The organism is Enhydrobacter sp., assembly GCA_025808875.1.
Taxonomy (GTDB): domain Bacteria; phylum Pseudomonadota; class Alphaproteobacteria; order Reyranellales; family Reyranellaceae; genus Reyranella.
Genome location: CP075528.1, coordinates 3959853 through 3973476, shown reverse-complemented (window position 1 = coordinate 3973476; position 13624 = coordinate 3959853). Strand labels below are relative to the sequence as shown.

The following is a 13624-nucleotide window of genomic DNA, read 5'->3' as shown; positions in this document are numbered from 1 at the left end:
TGCGGAACGGCGGACGGTGGCGAGGCGGTGGACGGCGGCTCACGAGGCCGCTGTCCACCGCCGTTTCCGGTCGCGGCCGTCAGGTCGGCAGCAGGCGCTGCGGGATGTTGAGGCCCTTTTCCTTGTAGTACTTGACCGCGCCCGGATGGAGCGGGAACGGGCCCGACGCGGCGCGCTGCAGATCGATCTCCTTGGTCGCGCCATGGATGTTGTTGAGGAACGGCAGGTTCTCGAAGATCGTCTTGGTGATCTCGTAGACGTCCGCCTCCGGCACCGCGGCGTTGACCGCCAGGAAGTTCGGCAGCACCGCCGTCGAAATGTCCTTGGTCAGGCCGGGGTAGGTGTTGGCCGGGATCTTGGCCAGTGACAGCAGCTCCGTCTTGCCGTTGGCTTTCTTGATGTCCTCCTCGGTGAACTCGAGGAAGCGCAGCTTGTTGCCGGCGCGCGCGAAGGCCTGCGTCACCGCGCCGGTCGGCAGGCCGGCCTCGAAATTGGTGCCCTGGATGGTGCCGTTCTGCAGGCTCTCGGAAGACGGCCCGTAGCCCTGGTAGACGAGATCCATCTTGGTGTAGTCGATGCCGAGATTCGGGAAGAGCCACAGATGCATGGTCTCCAGGCCCGAGCCGCGCGCGCCCATCGAGTATTTCTTGCCGTAGAGATTGACCACGTCGCCGATGCGTCCGGTCGTGGCGATGCCGGCGTCGACCACGAACTGCGAATAGTTGTACCAGAGCGGTGCGATGCCCCTGATGTTCTTCTGTGGCCCGACATCCTTGAACGGGCCCTCGCCATCGGCCGCGAACTGGGCCACCAGACCCTGCAGGATGGCGAGCTGAGCCTGGTTCTCGCGCATCAGCTTGACGTTCTCGGTCGAGCCCGCCGAGCTGATGGCGCTGACGTCGATGCCCTTCGATGCCTGCAGCTTGACCTTGACGAGGGTGGCGAGCGCGACACCCACCGGATAGTACGTGCCGCCCGTCGTCGCCGTCGTCAGCACGTACGAGCGCTGTGCCTGCTGGGCGCCCGCGCGTCCGGCAGTGGCGAGAACAGCCGATGCGGCCGCACCGCCTACAAGAGTTCTGCGACGCAGATCGAATCGCTTCACGAAACGCCTCCCTGATGACGACAATTGTGGAGTTGAGAGCGCGCGAACGCGCCCGGGCGCGTTGATTGCCATGACCGCTGACAGGAGGCAACACGATCCGGTCGGCCACCGTATGGCGACGATTGACAGCATCGATCTGTGAAAGCCTGAATGGCGAAAGACCGGATTTGGCCAGCGGAAGTCGGCTTCGCATCGGCGGCTGCCGGGCCGACCGGGGGAGGGCAGTCGCGCCCACCCTCGCCTCACGGCTCGAAGACGAACTCGCCAGCGGCTCTCCGCTGGACCGATGGCGCCGACCGTTGCCGGACAGCCACCGATGCTCCGTGCTTGCTCGGGGTCGCGCACCGACAGCGAATACCGCCGGCGTTCTTTCGTCGATATGCATGCATCGTGACTGTTGAAAGTTATGCACAGGAGCGTAGTGTGCCCCTTGGGGACAAGGGGAGAGCGTTTCATGCGTCTGCTATCGCGACCGCGCGAGCTCAAGCGGCTCGACGCGATTTTCAAGAGCACACGGCAGCGGGCGACCGTCCGGATGCTCGATTCGATGCTCTGGCTGCGCGGCAGCAAGGCCGAACCCGTGCGCAAGGTCGAGGTCGCGCCGGCCGCGCCGTCGCGCCGTTCGCCGATCGACTTCGGCCTGCGTCCGCGCTGAGGCGCGTCCTATTTGATCCGGGTTTCCTGGTAGAGCATGGAGACCCAGCGCCCGCCGCGACGAACATAGGTGTTCGACGACGCCACGGTCGCGGTTTCCGGCTTGGCGTTGCCCGACGCGCTCGTATAGGTCACGCGATAGAGCAGCATCGCCACATCCTCCGTCACCCGCACGACGGTTGTGCCCTCTGGCGCGATCGCGAAGCTCTGTATGGTGAAGTCGCGTGCCACGGCCTTCAGGAACCCTTCTTTGTCGAGGCGCGAACCGTCGTAGAAGATCAGAAACGCCTCGTCGGCGAGATAGGGCTGCAGCCCCGCGACGTTGCGATCCTTCGTGTCTTGCCAGCTCTGTGTCTCGAGCTTCAGCAGCTCCTCGCGCAGCCTCACCGCGTCCTGTGCCGCGGCGTGGGCGGAGAGCCCGCCGAGCGCAGCCGCTCCCGCCGCTGCCATGAGCCATCGCCTGTTCATCGCGCCTCTCCCCTAATCGTGTCCCGGCGTCCGCCGCCGATCACCGCACCAGCGCCGCCATCTTGCCGTCCAGCTCGCCGATCGCCCGGTCCGTCATGCGCTGCATGCCGACATCGGCGGAGGCGAACGGCACGGTGTACTCGGCGCGCCCGTTGATCCTGCTCACCGGGTTCATCGCCGAATCGAAGAAGTACAGGTCGATGTCCATCTTCTGCGTTCGATCGCCGTACGGCTCCATGTACTTCATGCGCAGGTCGACGAGTATGACGGCGCGCTTGCGCTGCTGCACGGCTTCGTTGAAGTCGTGCACCGGCGTGGCGGTCGGGAACCGGCGCTTCAGCAGCTCCAGGATCCTGGCCGAGAAATACAGCGGGTTGGTGTCTGCCATCACCACCGTGTTGGTGAGCGACGCCGGCACGACCTTGCCCCAGTATTCGTTGGCGTCCTTGATCGCGCCGATATGCGCTTCGACGTTCTCGCTGAAGATCAGGCCGACCGGCGCCTGCACCGTGACCGGCGCGTTCTCCGGCACGGCGGCGGCGTTGCCCTTGTAGACGTTGGTGAAGGCGTCGACCATTTTCGGCGGCGGCGGGCCGGTGCAGGCACCCAGCGTCAAGACGAGTCCGGCCGCGGCCCAGAACTTCCTGGTCATGTCGATTGTTCCCCTTGCTTGTGCCTTGTGCTGGTGAATGTCGCCGGCCGATCGTCGAACTAGCGCGTCGTGCCGCTGATGGTGCTGCGGTTGGCCGGCAGGCCCTGCGGATGCCCCGAGCCCTGGCCGTAGGTGTTGCGCACGCCTGCGGGCCCTTGTTGGACGGTGCCGCCGCCGCCCCCGCCGGAGCTCTGCATCTGCTGCTGCTGCATCATCAGCACGCCCTGGCCCGCCAGCATGCCGACCCTCAGGCCGATGTTGATGGCGTTGGCGAACATCGCCGCGGCCGCCTCGGGCGAGGCGCCCTGCCGCAGCTGCTCGATGGCCGCCGAGCAGGCCGCCGGGTTCTGCTCGCACGCCACCACGGTGTTGTTGACGTGGGGTGTCTCGCCGCGGCGGACGAAGCGCGGATCGCCTCCCGCCGGCGGCGCGAGGTCGTTGCCGGCCTGCTCGAGAATGCCGCAGCCGCCGGCCCGCTTCAGGGCGCCGTGCGCGGCCACCGACTTCGCGCCGTCGCCGGCCTGGGCGGCGGCGACGTAGTCGGAAACGAGCTTCTGGCATTGCGGAGACATCTGCGCGGCGAGCGCTGGCTGCGGCGCCGGCGGCTGGCGCGCCGCGGTGGACGGGCGTTGGGTCTTGGTGCCGGCGGTCCGCGCCGCCGCCCCGGTCGTGCCGTTGCACATGCCGACGACCTGACCGTAGAGGATGCGGCACTCGTTGAAGGCGCCGGCCTGGCCTGTCGTGCCCCATGGCGTGGTTTTGAGGGAACGCATGTTGGCCTGGCTCTCGGCACACTTGTTCATGTTCACCTCCGCCTGCCGGCACATCTTCTGCCAGCCCGGATCGGCCGCGACGTCGCCAACGCTCGGCTGCGTCTGTCCCGGCGGCGCGAAGCCCGACAGCACGAGCTGGCCGAAGCCTTGCCAGAAGCGCTGCGCATTGCCCTCAGCCCGCGCGCCGGTGCGCCGTTCGATGGCGGCGAGCAGATCGGGGCAATGGCCCTGCAGGGTCGCGAGCCAGCCCGGCCGCTGGTCGGCGCGCTCGTCGTCGAATGCCAGGTCGTTGCCGAACTGGTTGAGCACGCCCAGGCACTGCGGGTTGAGATCGTATGGCCCGCCGTCGAGCCCGACCGCGAAGGGCGGCAGCGGCGCGGCCTTGGGCGGGTTGGAGCGGTCGCGCAGGCCGCCGTTCAGCAGCGCGCAGATGCTGGGGTCGATGCCGGCGCGCGCCGTCCGGCCCTGCTTCGTGCGGATCAGGGGGCCGGCGATCGACAGGCAATGGTCGCCGACGTCCTTGGTCGTCGCATAGGCGGCGTCCGGCGGCCGGCCCTCGCCGACCTTCACGCCGGTCGACGTGCCGTCGGCGCGATACCAGTACTCGACCGGCATCTCGGGTGTCGGATGGTCGATGCAGTAGGCCTGGTAGATCAGCCGGAGATAGCTGTCGACGCTGAGCCAACCCGGCGGCCGCACCGACTCGCTTTCCATGCGGATGATGCTGTCGCGGAATTCCCCGCAGCTCTTGCTCTGGGCCTGAACCTGCAGCGGCAGCGCCAGCAGCGCGGCCGCGATCAGACGCTTCATCCCCCAACTCCCCCGACGACGAAGCCTTGTCGTCGGATATCAGGACATACCGCGCCTGCGGCGACAACACCCGAATGGGTAATGTTCCGCAGTCAGCGCGGCGGCAGCAGTCTCTCGTCCTGCATCTCGGCGATCACTCTGGCGAACATCGCCTCGCTGTCGATCGCCTCGGTGAAGCCGGCCCGCATCAGCTTGACGGTCGACACGATGGCGGGCGGGCCGGGCCGGTCGCGGCCGTAGCCCATTGTGTAGTCGGCATACTCGAAGGAAAGCCCGACGAACTGCTCGAGCGTGCCGGATTTCAGTCCATGTGCAGCGCGTACCGCCGCCCACTCCGCCTCGCGCGGACGGATCTCGCGGTCGAGCGACAGCGGCACGTGCCCGCCGGCCTTCATGCCGAGGGCGTCGGCGATCGCCGGCCACACGTTGGGCCACACGAAGACGTCGCCGTTGGTGACGTTGAAGATCTCGTTGCTCGCCGCGGGCGATTCGCCCGACCAGGCGATGGCGCGCGCCAGCAGGTCGGCATCGACGGCCTGAGCCACCCGGCCGACGCCGCCCGGAAAGTCGAGCGCCTCCTTGCCGGCGCGCTTCATCATCGCCGCATAGACGCCGAGCGCGGGGATCACGTTCATCGCGCTGCCGACGGAGGCGCCCACGATCAGCACCGGGCGCAGGATCGACCAGCTCCACGCCGCGCCCTTCTGCCTCTCGCGGACGTAACGCTCCTGGTTCCAGTAGAAGTTGGGCTGCTCGTGCATCTCCGAGCGGTTCTCGCGCGCCGGCACGACCAGCGGCCGCACATGCACGCCGTAGGCCTTGGTCCCCTGCAGCAGCGCGACGTGGCGCAGGCCGGGCGACGCGGCCAGCAACGGCTCGAAGAGATTGCGCAGCATCGCCTCGTTGGTGCGGATCTGCTCGTCCTCGAGCCAGCCCGCGACCAGGCCGGGCCGCTCGTGGAGCGCGGCGTAGACCAGGTGCGTGACGCCCGCCAACTCGCGCGCCGCCGCCCGGCAGGCCGCCGCGTCGCCGAGATCGAGCCCGATCCAGCGCGCGCCGAACAGCTCGTCCGGCCTGCGCCGCGACAGCGCGACGGTCTCGCAGCCCTCGGCGCGCGCGAAGTGCTTCAGGCAGGCATGGCCGACCAGACCGGTGGCGCCGGCGACCAGGACTTTCTTGACCATCGCCCGACTCTATCGCGGCGCCTGGCGCGAAGCGACGCGCCTCGCATCGCCGCCATCGCACGACGGTTCGACCGGCGATAGGATCGGCCCGGGAGAAAGTCACCGCATGAACGCCTCGGCCCTCGTCCTCGTCGCCCTGATCGCCTGGGCGCTCGCGCTGCTGATCCTGATGGAGGCGGTCCGCTGCGCCCTGGTGCTCGCCGGCAGGGTGCCGCCCAACGGCTTCCGGCCCGACAACGAGAATCTCTCGCCCTTCATGCAGCGCCTGGCGCGCGCCCATCTCAACTGCCTCGAGGGCCTGCCGGTCTTCGGCGGCCTGCTGCTCGCCGCGCTGGTCATGGGCTTCCAGGACGTCACCGATCCGCTGGCGCCGTGGCTCTTGCTGGCGCGCATCGTCCAGTCGGTCGTCCATCTGCTCTCGACGGGCGTCGTCGCGGTCAACATCCGCTTCGCCGCCTTCGCCGTCCAGATGGCGATCGCCGTCGCCTGGGTTTGGGGCCTGGTCGCGCTGTTGTGGTAGCGCGGCGACGGCCGCCGCCGTCGCGGCTCAGCGGCCCGCGGCGGTGAGCGTCAGCGCCAGCGGCCGCCGCAGATCCTCCGCCGTCACCGCCCGCGGCGCCATCGCGAACACCGTCTTGCGCGCGACGGTCACGCGCGCGGCGAGGACGAGCGTGCGGCCGTCGAGCCTCGTGTCGGCCGGCACGCGCAGCGTGAAGGGGATGGGCGTCTCCCAGCCGCTGCGCACCAGCTGCTCGGCCAGCACCACGTGCGCGCCGGCCGTCGTCGTGTCGACGAGCTGGACGCGCAGCTCGGCGCCGCGCGGCAGCGGATCGCCGGTGTCGAGCGCGGCCGTGCCGGTCGCCGGATGCGCCGGCGCCAGCGGCTCGCTGCCCGGCCCGATCACGGCGACGCGGAACATCAGCGCGCGGCCCCGCTCGTCGAGCAGGCAGGAGAAGCGGAACGGCACGATCGCGCCGTTGCGCCGCCGCAGCGCGCCGCTGCCGGCGAGCAGCACCGACTCGCCGTCGACCTGCAGGGTCATCCACGGCGCGCCGTCCAGCATCAGCAGCCCGAACGCCGGATCGGCGGCGCGGATCTCGCTGCCGGCGATGCCGGCGCAGCGCGACAGGGCGGGCAGCGAGAGGCCGCCGTCGGTACGCGGATCGTCGGGCCCGGTGAGGGCGGCCGAGGCGGCGCCCAGCACGATCAGGGCGACGGCGGTGGCGGCGAGCAGGGCGGGGCGCATGGGCGGACTCCTATGGTACCATGCTCGCGCCACCCGGATCGGCGGGCGATGATCTGCATCAAACCGCGTGAGGCCGCCCGGGGAAGCCGCCCGAGGAGGCTGCCGTGCCGGCGACCGCCCCCGCTGCGGGAGATTGCGTGTACACGAACGTGTTTCCCGTGGCGGAAAGGCCGGAAAGGCCGGGAAGTCCCCGGAGCGCACCCGGCGGCCCGATTCTGGACCAAATTCACCGGCGTTCGACCCCGTGGCGCACTGGCGGAAATTGCGGGAATTGCCCGTCGCCCCCAAACCTCCCTCTCTTCGGGCCGGGAAAGACGACGGCGCGCGACGGTCGGTTGCCGTCTATCGCTGGAAAGGGAGTCATGACTGTCACCCCGAGCGAAGCGAGGGGCCATTGAGGCCGCCGGAACGATCCCTCGCTTCGGGATGCGTCAGACGCGCCCAACGCGGGATGCTCGATCGTCCTGGTGCTTGCGATCTCGAGTGCGTCGAGGTCGCTGTCCTCGGCCATGACGTACCGGCTGTGTCGACCGGCGCGCCGCTCGCCGAATCGACATGTTCTCTTTCAGCCGATTGACCGTCCGGCGGTTCAGCATCTTGAACGACACGCGCTTCGACGAGGAACTGGCATCGTAGAGCGCCACCGCGCACAAGACGAGTGACAGCTCGGGACGGCCCTTCAACGAGGACCGCGGCGTCGGACGACTCCAGATTGCGATGAAGCAGTCACTTCGCTTCAGAGAGGCCGACGCTTTGCCCTACTATGAGATAGAGAGAAACCCTGCAGCGTTCCAAAGGGCGTCTCGTAGCTATGGGCGCGCTCGGGATGGGGTGGCACTTCTAGGTTCAAACCGCGCTACTACCAGCGCCTCCTGTGAGGAATAGGATCATGGCAAGGTCGGCAAAGCGGCTCGTCATCTGCCTCGACAACAAGGGCTACGAAGCGTCGCTGGAGCGGCGCAAGATCTATGTCGCCCTTCCCGACGCCCGTGCCGAGAAGCTGGGCCAGGTCCGCGTCATCGACGAGTCGGGCGAGGACTATCTCTACGACAAGGCCGCGTTCGGCCAGATTTCCCTGCCGCAATCGCTGCGTCGCGCGGTGCTGATGGCCGCCTGAGGACTTGCACGCGAGCAAGAGCCCACGCCCGACGATCGCGACGGACGGCTGCAGCAAGACCACGGTCCCGCGCGAAGGCTACGCGCGCAAAGGCGGGAGCAACAGCCCCGTGTCGCAGATCCATCGGTCCCCGCCCGCGCCGGGAAGCTGGGTCAGCCGGATCATCGACGAGTCGGGCGAGGGCGATCTCCACGACAAGGCCGCATGGCGGCTTGAGCCGGTGAACGCCCTTGCGGTCTTTGCGGCTCGCCGCCGTCGCAATCGGTTGAAAAAGCCCGCCCGATCGGGCCCAATCCGCGCGTTCCTGGAATCGATCGACGACCGAAAGAAGCACCCATGCGACAGAACAAGATCAAGCAGATGTGGCGGGCCGGCAAATGCGCGACGCTCGGCTGGATTTCCATTCCCAACGGCTTCGCCGCCGAGGTCATGGCGCGGCAGGGTTTCGACGCGCTGTGCGTCGACCTCCAGCACGGCCTTTCGGAGATGAGCGACGTGGCGCCCCTGCTGCAGGCCATCTCGCAGACCGACACGGTGCCGGTCGTGCGCGTCGCCTGGAACGAGCCGGCGGCCATCATGAAGGCGCTCGATCTCGGCGCCTACGGCATCATCGTGCCGCTGGTGAACACCGCCGAGGAGGCCGCCAGGGCGGTGGCGGCCTGCCGCTATCCGCCGGTCGGCATGCGCTCGTCCGGTCCCGTGCGCGCCGTGCACTACGGCGGCGCCGACTACGTCGCGCGCGCCAACGACGAGATCGTCGTCATGGCCATGATCGAGACCCGGGAGGGCCTCGCCAATCTCGACGCCATCTGCGCCACGCCCGGCCTCGACGCCGTCTATATTGGGCCGGCCGATCTCTCCTTCGCGCTCGGACTGGAACCGCGCGGCGACAACCCCGATCCGCTGCATCTCGCCACCTGCGACCGGATCCTGGTGACGGCGCACAAGGCCGGCATCAAGTGCGTGATGCATTGCGCCGGCGCGGCCTTCGCCTCGGGCGCGGTGAAGCGCGGCTTCGACATGGTGATGCTGACCTCCGATCTCTCCTGCATGATCGCCGGCGCCCGCACCCAGCTCGACGAGCTCAAGGCCAAGACCGCCGCCTGAGACGTCCCGTCCACCCGCCGCCAGGGTCGGTGGACGCGCCCTGCCGCGCAGTGTATGGCTGATCGACCATCGCCCCCCAAGCTCCGGCTTGCGATGGCTGAGAGATGCGTGCGCTCCCGCCCCGTGGAGGTGCTCGCATGAAGAACTGGCTCGAACCGCCTCTCGTTGTTCCGCTTTTCTGGTTTTGCTGATCGTCGGCTACGCGATCCTGCGCACGCCGAACTGACGGCCGCCCGTGCGGCCCCGAAGGGATTCGCCATGAACGTTCCGAAAGACACCAAGCCGATGATCTGGGGTGCCGTCATCGGCGCCGCCCTGTGTGCCGTGATCGGCTTCACCTGGGGCGGCTGGGTGACCGGCGGCACGGCGCAGCGGACGGCATACGCCGCGGCGCACGAAGCCACCGTCACGGCGCTGGCGCCGCTCTGCGCCGAACGGTTCCGTGCCCAGGACGGCGCCACGGCCAAACTGGCCGAGCTCGCCAAGACGAGCACGTGGGACCGCCGCAGCGCCATCGAGAAGAGCGGCTTCGCCACGGTGCCCGGCACCACGACCGGCGATTCCGATCTCGCCTCCGCCTGCGTCGAGATCCTGCTGGCGAAGCCGAAATCCTGAGGCGCGTGCCGGCGGCTCGATGCCGGCGAACCCGACCGCTGGAGACGGACGATGACCGACAAGCCGATCGACCTCGATCGACGTCGCGGCATGGCCGCCCAGAAGGCCACCGGCGCGCGTCGCCTGTTGGCCGAGGTCGAGGCCAACGAACGCGCCTTGCGGCTGCGGCGGGACGAGCTCGAGTCCCAACTGATCGCCGCGCCCGCAGCGAGCTGGCGGGACGCGGCGGAGAAGGCGCGCTACGTCCTCGGGCTCTATGCCGCCACCCTGGGCGCCGGCGATACGCAACGCCGCTCGCTGGTCGACGCCGTGCTGGCCGACTTCGAGCGGCTCGACGGCGACACTTGAGGAGAGGATTGCACGGATGAACAACCCGACCGTTTCCCAGCGGCCGAGCAAGGAGGCGCTGCTGAAGCAGGCGGACGGCTTTCGCGACCTTGCCCGCCGGTCGCGTCGGCTGGCGGTCGCCATCGCCGGCGAATCGGATCGGCGCCGGCTGGCGCGTCATGCCGAGGAACTCGACGAGAGCGCCTTGCGTCTCGAGCAGGAGGCCGCCGGCGCGAAGACTTTCTGACGACGCGAGACGGGCTGACGACTTTCCGGCGACGGGAGACCGGACCCCGCCGGCCGCGCTGTCGTCGCCTACTGGCGGACGGTTTCGCTGCGGGGCGGTTCGAAATTGTTGTCGGGCTGTAGCTGCGTGGCGACGAACAGCGCCGCCACCGCCAGCGCGGCCCAGACCAGCCACCGGTTCCAGCCGGGTTTCGCCGAGGCAGGTTTCGTCCCGGGGCCGGCGGCGGGCGGCGGTGCGGCTCGGCCGCTTGCGGCCTTGCGATCGGCGGCGGCCTCGGCCGTGAGCGGGATCTCGCCCACGGCGCTCGAGGGCAGCAAGGCAACCAGGCGCTGGGCAACCGCGGCGGCGTCGTCCGCCTTCCAGTTCAGGTCGGGCAGCCGCGCGAAGGTGGCGGCAAGGGCGCGCGACGCCGCGTCGGGCGGCAGGTTCGCAAGCCGCGCGGCTTCGTGCCAGGGATCGACCTGGAGGCGAGTCAGCGCCGAGAGCACCGTGAGGGCGTTGCCGTCCGTGTCGATCCCGTGCCGCTCGATGGCGACCGTGGCGAACAGGAAATCGTTGTACTTGGAATGGCCGAGAGAATATTCGGGGCGAAGGGTCATGGCGGGTCCCTGGATCGGAACGAAGGGCCCGCGGCGCGCCGGCGCTCGCGGGGCAGCGCCTGCTTTCAAGATGGGCCGCCCCCCGCACAAACCCAAGCGATATGTTGCGGAAGGGCGTGGAAACGCGGAAGAATCGCCGGAAAGGCGATCACAGTGGCGAGGTGGCGGCGGCCTTCAGGCCCTGAACGCGTTCACCCTCGGGCATGCCATGTCGGCCCTGCGGAGCAGCGTCGGCGGACTGGCAATCGGCCGACCGCCTCCCCATATGATATGCGTAGCTGCGGGCTTGCATGCACACGAACGGCTTGCCGCGCCGTCGAACCCCGGAAAGGGGGCCATCGTGACAATTAATTCCGTCCGCGGCGCCCAGTGCGCCGACGATTTCATTCGCGCGCTGCCCGCCGACGATTCCGTTTCGAGTCCCGAGCCGATGCTTCCTGCGCGCGACGAAGGACTGGCGATTCTCCTCGAGCTCACCCATCAAGCGGGTGTGTGGGAGGTCACGCGCGGCGGCGCAATCAGCGGCCGCTATCTCGCCCATCAGCCGGCATTCGAAGCGGTCGAAACTGTGGCCCACAAGATCATCTCGGAGGGCGTTCGGGTCGACATCATGCTGTGCACCCCACGGTGACGCCAACGCCCTCTCGACAGGAGGATCCACCCGTGAAGAACTGGCACTGGCACGACCCACCGATCCTGTTCCCGCTTTTCCTCATCCTCTTGATCGTGGGCTACGCGCTGCTGCGTCCAGCGTGAACCAGGCTTCCGCGACGAACGCTCGTACGCCACTGCCGCCGGCACTGCGGCCCGGGGGACGCCGCCAAGGTTGCCCCGGTTTTCCTAGGGAAGGGGGATCACGTCGAGCGCGGAAAGTCCAATGCTCAGCGCCACACCGACGCCGATCAGCAGTGCCAGACCGACTAGAACGTCCTTGGTCAACGTAAGATTCGACCAGAGCCGGTAACGCCGGGCGCCCCGCTCCGACTCGAGCCGCCGCGATTTGGCGGTTGCAGCGTCGAGGCCTTCGTCCGCCATTGGGCCCTCGCTAAGTTGGAGAAGCGAACTTGTTTCGCAAAGCGTGGCTGACCTTGATCATGGCCTCTCAGGCCGCGGTTGCAAGGCCAATCCGGGAAACGGAGGGGGAGCGTTCATGACGTCGGGTACCATGCTCCTGCATCGGCATCCCCACCATTTCGATCTGCCGCGGATGCGCCAATGAACGACACGCTCTCACGCCTTCCAAGCGAACCTGCGGACCGTCTCACGGGCCCGTTTGTCCGCTTCCTGCGGATCGAAGCGATGGCCGGCGTCGTCCTGCTGAACGCCACCATCGTCTCGATCGTCCTCGCCAACACGGCATGGTCCGCGCAGTTCCTGGCCTTCTGGGACATGCCGGCCGGGTTCCGGCTCGACGATGTTGAGCTCTACCGTTCGTTGAAACACTGGATTAACGACGGGCTGATGACCTTGTTCTTTTTCGTCATCGCACTGGAGCTCAAGCGCGAACTGGTGCTGGGAGAGTTGCGCAATCCACGCAATGCGGCCTTTCCCCTCGCCGCCGCGCTCGGCGGCATGATCGTACCGGCCGGACTGTTCGTGTTCCTCGTCGACGGAGGAGCGGGTGCGAGCGGATGGGGCACCGTCATGTCCACCGACACGGCCTTCGTGGTCGGCTGCCTTGCGATTCTGGGCGGCCGCACCCCACCAGGTCTGCGCCTGTTCCTGCTCTCTCTGGCGATTTTCGACGACGTGGGCGCCATCCTGGTCGTGGCGATCAGCTACAGCGGCACCTTGGACTGGATCGCGCTCGGACTGGCGGCATTCGGTCTGGCCGTCACGGCCGGTATGGCACGCCTGGGGGTCCGCAACACCCTCGTCTATTTCGTGATCGGTGGCGGTGTCTGGCTGGCGATCGACGCATCGGGTGTCCATGCGACGCTGACGGGCGTGATCCTCGGATTGATGACTCCGGCGCGGAGCTGGGTGAGCGACAGACGTCTGCAGGCCATTCTTGGAAGGGTGACCGCCCATCCTCCTGGCGAGCACTCGAGTGGCGGCGCCACGGCGCGTCGCGACTTGCGCCGGGCACGCGTCGCCACGCGCGAGGCGATGTCGCCCATCGAACGCCTCGAGTTCGCGCTTCATCCTTGGGTGGCCTTCGCGGTCATGCCGCTCTTCGCCCTGGCGAACGCCGGCGTCTCCATCGCCCCGACGAGCTTCGACAGAACCCTGACTGTCGCAGTCTTCTTCGCCTTCGTGCTCGGCAAGCCCGCCGGAGTCGTGCTGTTCAGCTTCCTCGCCGAGAAGCTGCGCGCCGGGATCCGTCCGAACGACCTTCCGTGGAGCGTATTGATTGCCGGAAGCCTGTTGACCGGCATCGGGTTCACGATGGCGCTATTCATCGCCAATCTCGCCTTCACGCCGGCCCTCCTGGATTCGGTCAAGCTCGGCGTGATGGGCGCGTCGGTGCTCTCCGCCGCAGCGGGGTTCCTGGCGCTGGCCTGGCTGACGTCCCCCCGCAGGTGACCGTTGCCCGCGAGCGAGTGAGGCGGCTACTGCGTCGCGCGTGAGCGGGCAGAAAGGCATGGTCAAGCGTCTGTGTCCCCCGCTCGGTGCTTCTGGGTTTGGGCGGCCGTGCCGTTCACAACTGTGGCTTGTTATGTCCGGTCTGCTTGAAGTACGGGCTCGGAAGGGCCACATCGAAAAGATCGAGAGCTTTC

17 protein-coding genes are annotated in these 13624 nt (G+C 68.3%); 9 read left to right on the top strand and 8 right to left on the bottom strand.

Annotated features, from left to right (window positions below; translation table 11 throughout):
- Positions 1-79: 79 nt before the first annotated feature.
- Positions 80-1105, bottom strand: coding sequence for a TAXI family TRAP transporter solute-binding subunit (locus tag KIT25_19670; GenBank protein UYN94235.1), 1026 nt, complete (start codon positions 1103-1105; stop codon positions 80-82).
- Between the two features lie 454 nt (positions 1106-1559).
- On the opposite strand from KIT25_19670, the gene KIT25_19665 reads away from it, so the two are divergent.
- Positions 1560-1760, top strand: coding sequence for a hypothetical protein (locus KIT25_19665; GenBank protein UYN94234.1), 201 nt, complete (start codon positions 1560-1562; stop codon positions 1758-1760).
- Between the two features lie 8 nt (positions 1761-1768).
- Here the strand turns inward: KIT25_19665 and KIT25_19660 are convergent, their stop codons facing one another.
- From KIT25_19660 to KIT25_19645, 4 genes are all read right to left on the bottom strand, one after another.
- A complete protein-coding gene (locus KIT25_19660; GenBank protein UYN94233.1) occupies positions 1769-2227 on the bottom strand; it encodes a nuclear transport factor 2 family protein in 459 nt (152 codons plus the stop codon).
- A 40-nt stretch (positions 2228-2267) separates the two neighbouring features.
- Positions 2268-2879, bottom strand: a complete 612-nt coding sequence (locus KIT25_19655; protein UYN94232.1) for a hypothetical protein — start codon at positions 2877-2879, stop codon at positions 2268-2270.
- 59 nt (positions 2880-2938) lie between these two features.
- A complete protein-coding gene (locus KIT25_19650) occupies positions 2939-4462 on the bottom strand; it encodes a hypothetical protein (GenBank protein ID UYN94231.1) in 1524 nt (507 codons plus the stop codon).
- 92 nt (positions 4463-4554) lie between these two features.
- Complete coding sequence (locus KIT25_19645; protein UYN94230.1) at positions 4555-5646, bottom strand: NAD-dependent epimerase/dehydratase family protein; 1092 nt, start codon at positions 5644-5646, stop codon at positions 4555-4557.
- A gap of 106 nt (positions 5647-5752) precedes the next feature.
- On the opposite strand from KIT25_19645, the gene KIT25_19640 reads away from it, so the two are divergent.
- Positions 5753-6166 (top strand): MAPEG family protein, encoded by a 414-nt coding sequence (locus KIT25_19640; protein UYN94229.1) that lies wholly within the window; start codon positions 5753-5755, stop codon positions 6164-6166.
- Between the two features lie 27 nt (positions 6167-6193).
- Here the strand turns inward: KIT25_19640 and KIT25_19635 are convergent, their stop codons facing one another.
- Positions 6194-6892 (bottom strand): YbaY family lipoprotein, encoded by a 699-nt coding sequence (locus KIT25_19635; GenBank protein ID UYN94228.1) that lies wholly within the window; start codon positions 6890-6892, stop codon positions 6194-6196.
- A gap of 889 nt (positions 6893-7781) precedes the next feature.
- Here KIT25_19635 and KIT25_19630 point away from each other — a divergent pair.
- The 5 genes from KIT25_19630 (at position 7782) to KIT25_19610 (ending at position 10305) form a co-directional block, all read left to right on the top strand.
- Entirely contained in the window at positions 7782-8009 is a 228-nt protein-coding gene (locus KIT25_19630) for a hypothetical protein (GenBank protein ID UYN94227.1), read from the top strand.
- A gap of 336 nt (positions 8010-8345) precedes the next feature.
- Positions 8346-9116, top strand: a complete 771-nt coding sequence (locus tag KIT25_19625; GenBank protein ID UYN94226.1) for a 2,4-dihydroxyhept-2-ene-1,7-dioic acid aldolase — start codon at positions 8346-8348, stop codon at positions 9114-9116.
- Positions 9117-9374: 258 nt separating this feature from the next.
- The gene (locus tag KIT25_19620) at positions 9375-9731 is read left to right on the top strand and encodes a hypothetical protein (GenBank protein ID UYN94225.1); all 357 of its coding nucleotides are present in this window, start codon (positions 9375-9377) and stop codon (positions 9729-9731) included.
- A gap of 51 nt (positions 9732-9782) precedes the next feature.
- Positions 9783-10079 carry a hypothetical protein gene (locus tag KIT25_19615; GenBank protein UYN94224.1) on the top strand — a complete coding sequence of 99 codons (297 nt, stop codon included), beginning with the start codon at positions 9783-9785 and terminating at the stop codon, positions 10077-10079.
- Positions 10080-10095: 16 nt separating this feature from the next.
- Entirely contained in the window at positions 10096-10305 is a 210-nt protein-coding gene (locus KIT25_19610) for a hypothetical protein (GenBank protein UYN94223.1), read from the top strand.
- Between the two features lie 68 nt (positions 10306-10373).
- On the opposite strand, the gene KIT25_19605 is transcribed toward KIT25_19610, so the two are convergent.
- On the bottom strand, positions 10374-10904 hold the full coding sequence (locus tag KIT25_19605; GenBank protein UYN94222.1) for a hypothetical protein: 531 nt from the start codon (positions 10902-10904) through the stop codon (positions 10374-10376).
- A gap of 286 nt (positions 10905-11190) precedes the next feature.
- Between KIT25_19605 and KIT25_19600 the strand changes: the two genes are divergently transcribed.
- Positions 11191-11535, top strand: a complete 345-nt coding sequence (locus tag KIT25_19600; GenBank protein ID UYN94221.1) for a hypothetical protein — start codon at positions 11191-11193, stop codon at positions 11533-11535.
- A 209-nt stretch (positions 11536-11744) separates the two neighbouring features.
- Here KIT25_19600 and KIT25_19595 read toward each other — a convergent pair whose 3' ends face one another.
- Positions 11745-11939, bottom strand: a complete 195-nt coding sequence (locus tag KIT25_19595) for a hypothetical protein (GenBank protein ID UYN94220.1) — start codon at positions 11937-11939, stop codon at positions 11745-11747.
- A 180-nt stretch (positions 11940-12119) separates the two neighbouring features.
- Here KIT25_19595 and nhaA point away from each other — a divergent pair, with 180 nt between their 5' ends.
- Complete coding sequence (nhaA, locus tag KIT25_19590) at positions 12120-13430, top strand: Na+/H+ antiporter NhaA (GenBank protein ID UYN94219.1); 1311 nt, start codon at positions 12120-12122, stop codon at positions 13428-13430.
- Positions 13431-13624: the final 194 nt, after the last annotated feature.

Coding starts and splice junctions, on each gene's coding strand:
- KIT25_19665 (UYN94234.1), top strand. CDS start 1,560: ATGCGTCTGCTATCGCGACCGCGCGAGCTCAAGCGGCTCGACGCGATT.
- KIT25_19660 (UYN94233.1), bottom strand. CDS start 2,227: ATGAACAGGCGATGGCTCATGGCAGCGGCGGGAGCGGCTGCGCTCGGC.
- KIT25_19655 (UYN94232.1), bottom strand. CDS start 2,879: ATGACCAGGAAGTTCTGGGCCGCGGCCGGACTCGTCTTGACGCTGGGT.
- KIT25_19650 (UYN94231.1), bottom strand. CDS start 4,462: ATGAAGCGTCTGATCGCGGCCGCGCTGCTGGCGCTGCCGCTGCAGGTT.
- KIT25_19645 (UYN94230.1), bottom strand. CDS start 5,646: ATGGTCAAGAAAGTCCTGGTCGCCGGCGCCACCGGTCTGGTCGGCCAT.
- KIT25_19640 (UYN94229.1), top strand. CDS start 5,753: ATGAACGCCTCGGCCCTCGTCCTCGTCGCCCTGATCGCCTGGGCGCTC.
- KIT25_19635 (UYN94228.1), bottom strand. CDS start 6,892: ATGCGCCCCGCCCTGCTCGCCGCCACCGCCGTCGCCCTGATCGTGCTG.
- KIT25_19630 (UYN94227.1), top strand. CDS start 7,782: ATGGCAAGGTCGGCAAAGCGGCTCGTCATCTGCCTCGACAACAAGGGC.
- KIT25_19625 (UYN94226.1), top strand. CDS start 8,346: ATGCGACAGAACAAGATCAAGCAGATGTGGCGGGCCGGCAAATGCGCG.
- KIT25_19620 (UYN94225.1), top strand. CDS start 9,375: ATGAACGTTCCGAAAGACACCAAGCCGATGATCTGGGGTGCCGTCATC.
- KIT25_19615 (UYN94224.1), top strand. CDS start 9,783: ATGACCGACAAGCCGATCGACCTCGATCGACGTCGCGGCATGGCCGCC.
- KIT25_19610 (UYN94223.1), top strand. CDS start 10,096: ATGAACAACCCGACCGTTTCCCAGCGGCCGAGCAAGGAGGCGCTGCTG.
- KIT25_19605 (UYN94222.1), bottom strand. CDS start 10,904: ATGACCCTTCGCCCCGAATATTCTCTCGGCCATTCCAAGTACAACGAT.
- KIT25_19595 (UYN94220.1), bottom strand. CDS start 11,939: ATGGCGGACGAAGGCCTCGACGCTGCAACCGCCAAATCGCGGCGGCTC.
- nhaA (UYN94219.1), top strand. CDS start 12,120: ATGAACGACACGCTCTCACGCCTTCCAAGCGAACCTGCGGACCGTCTC.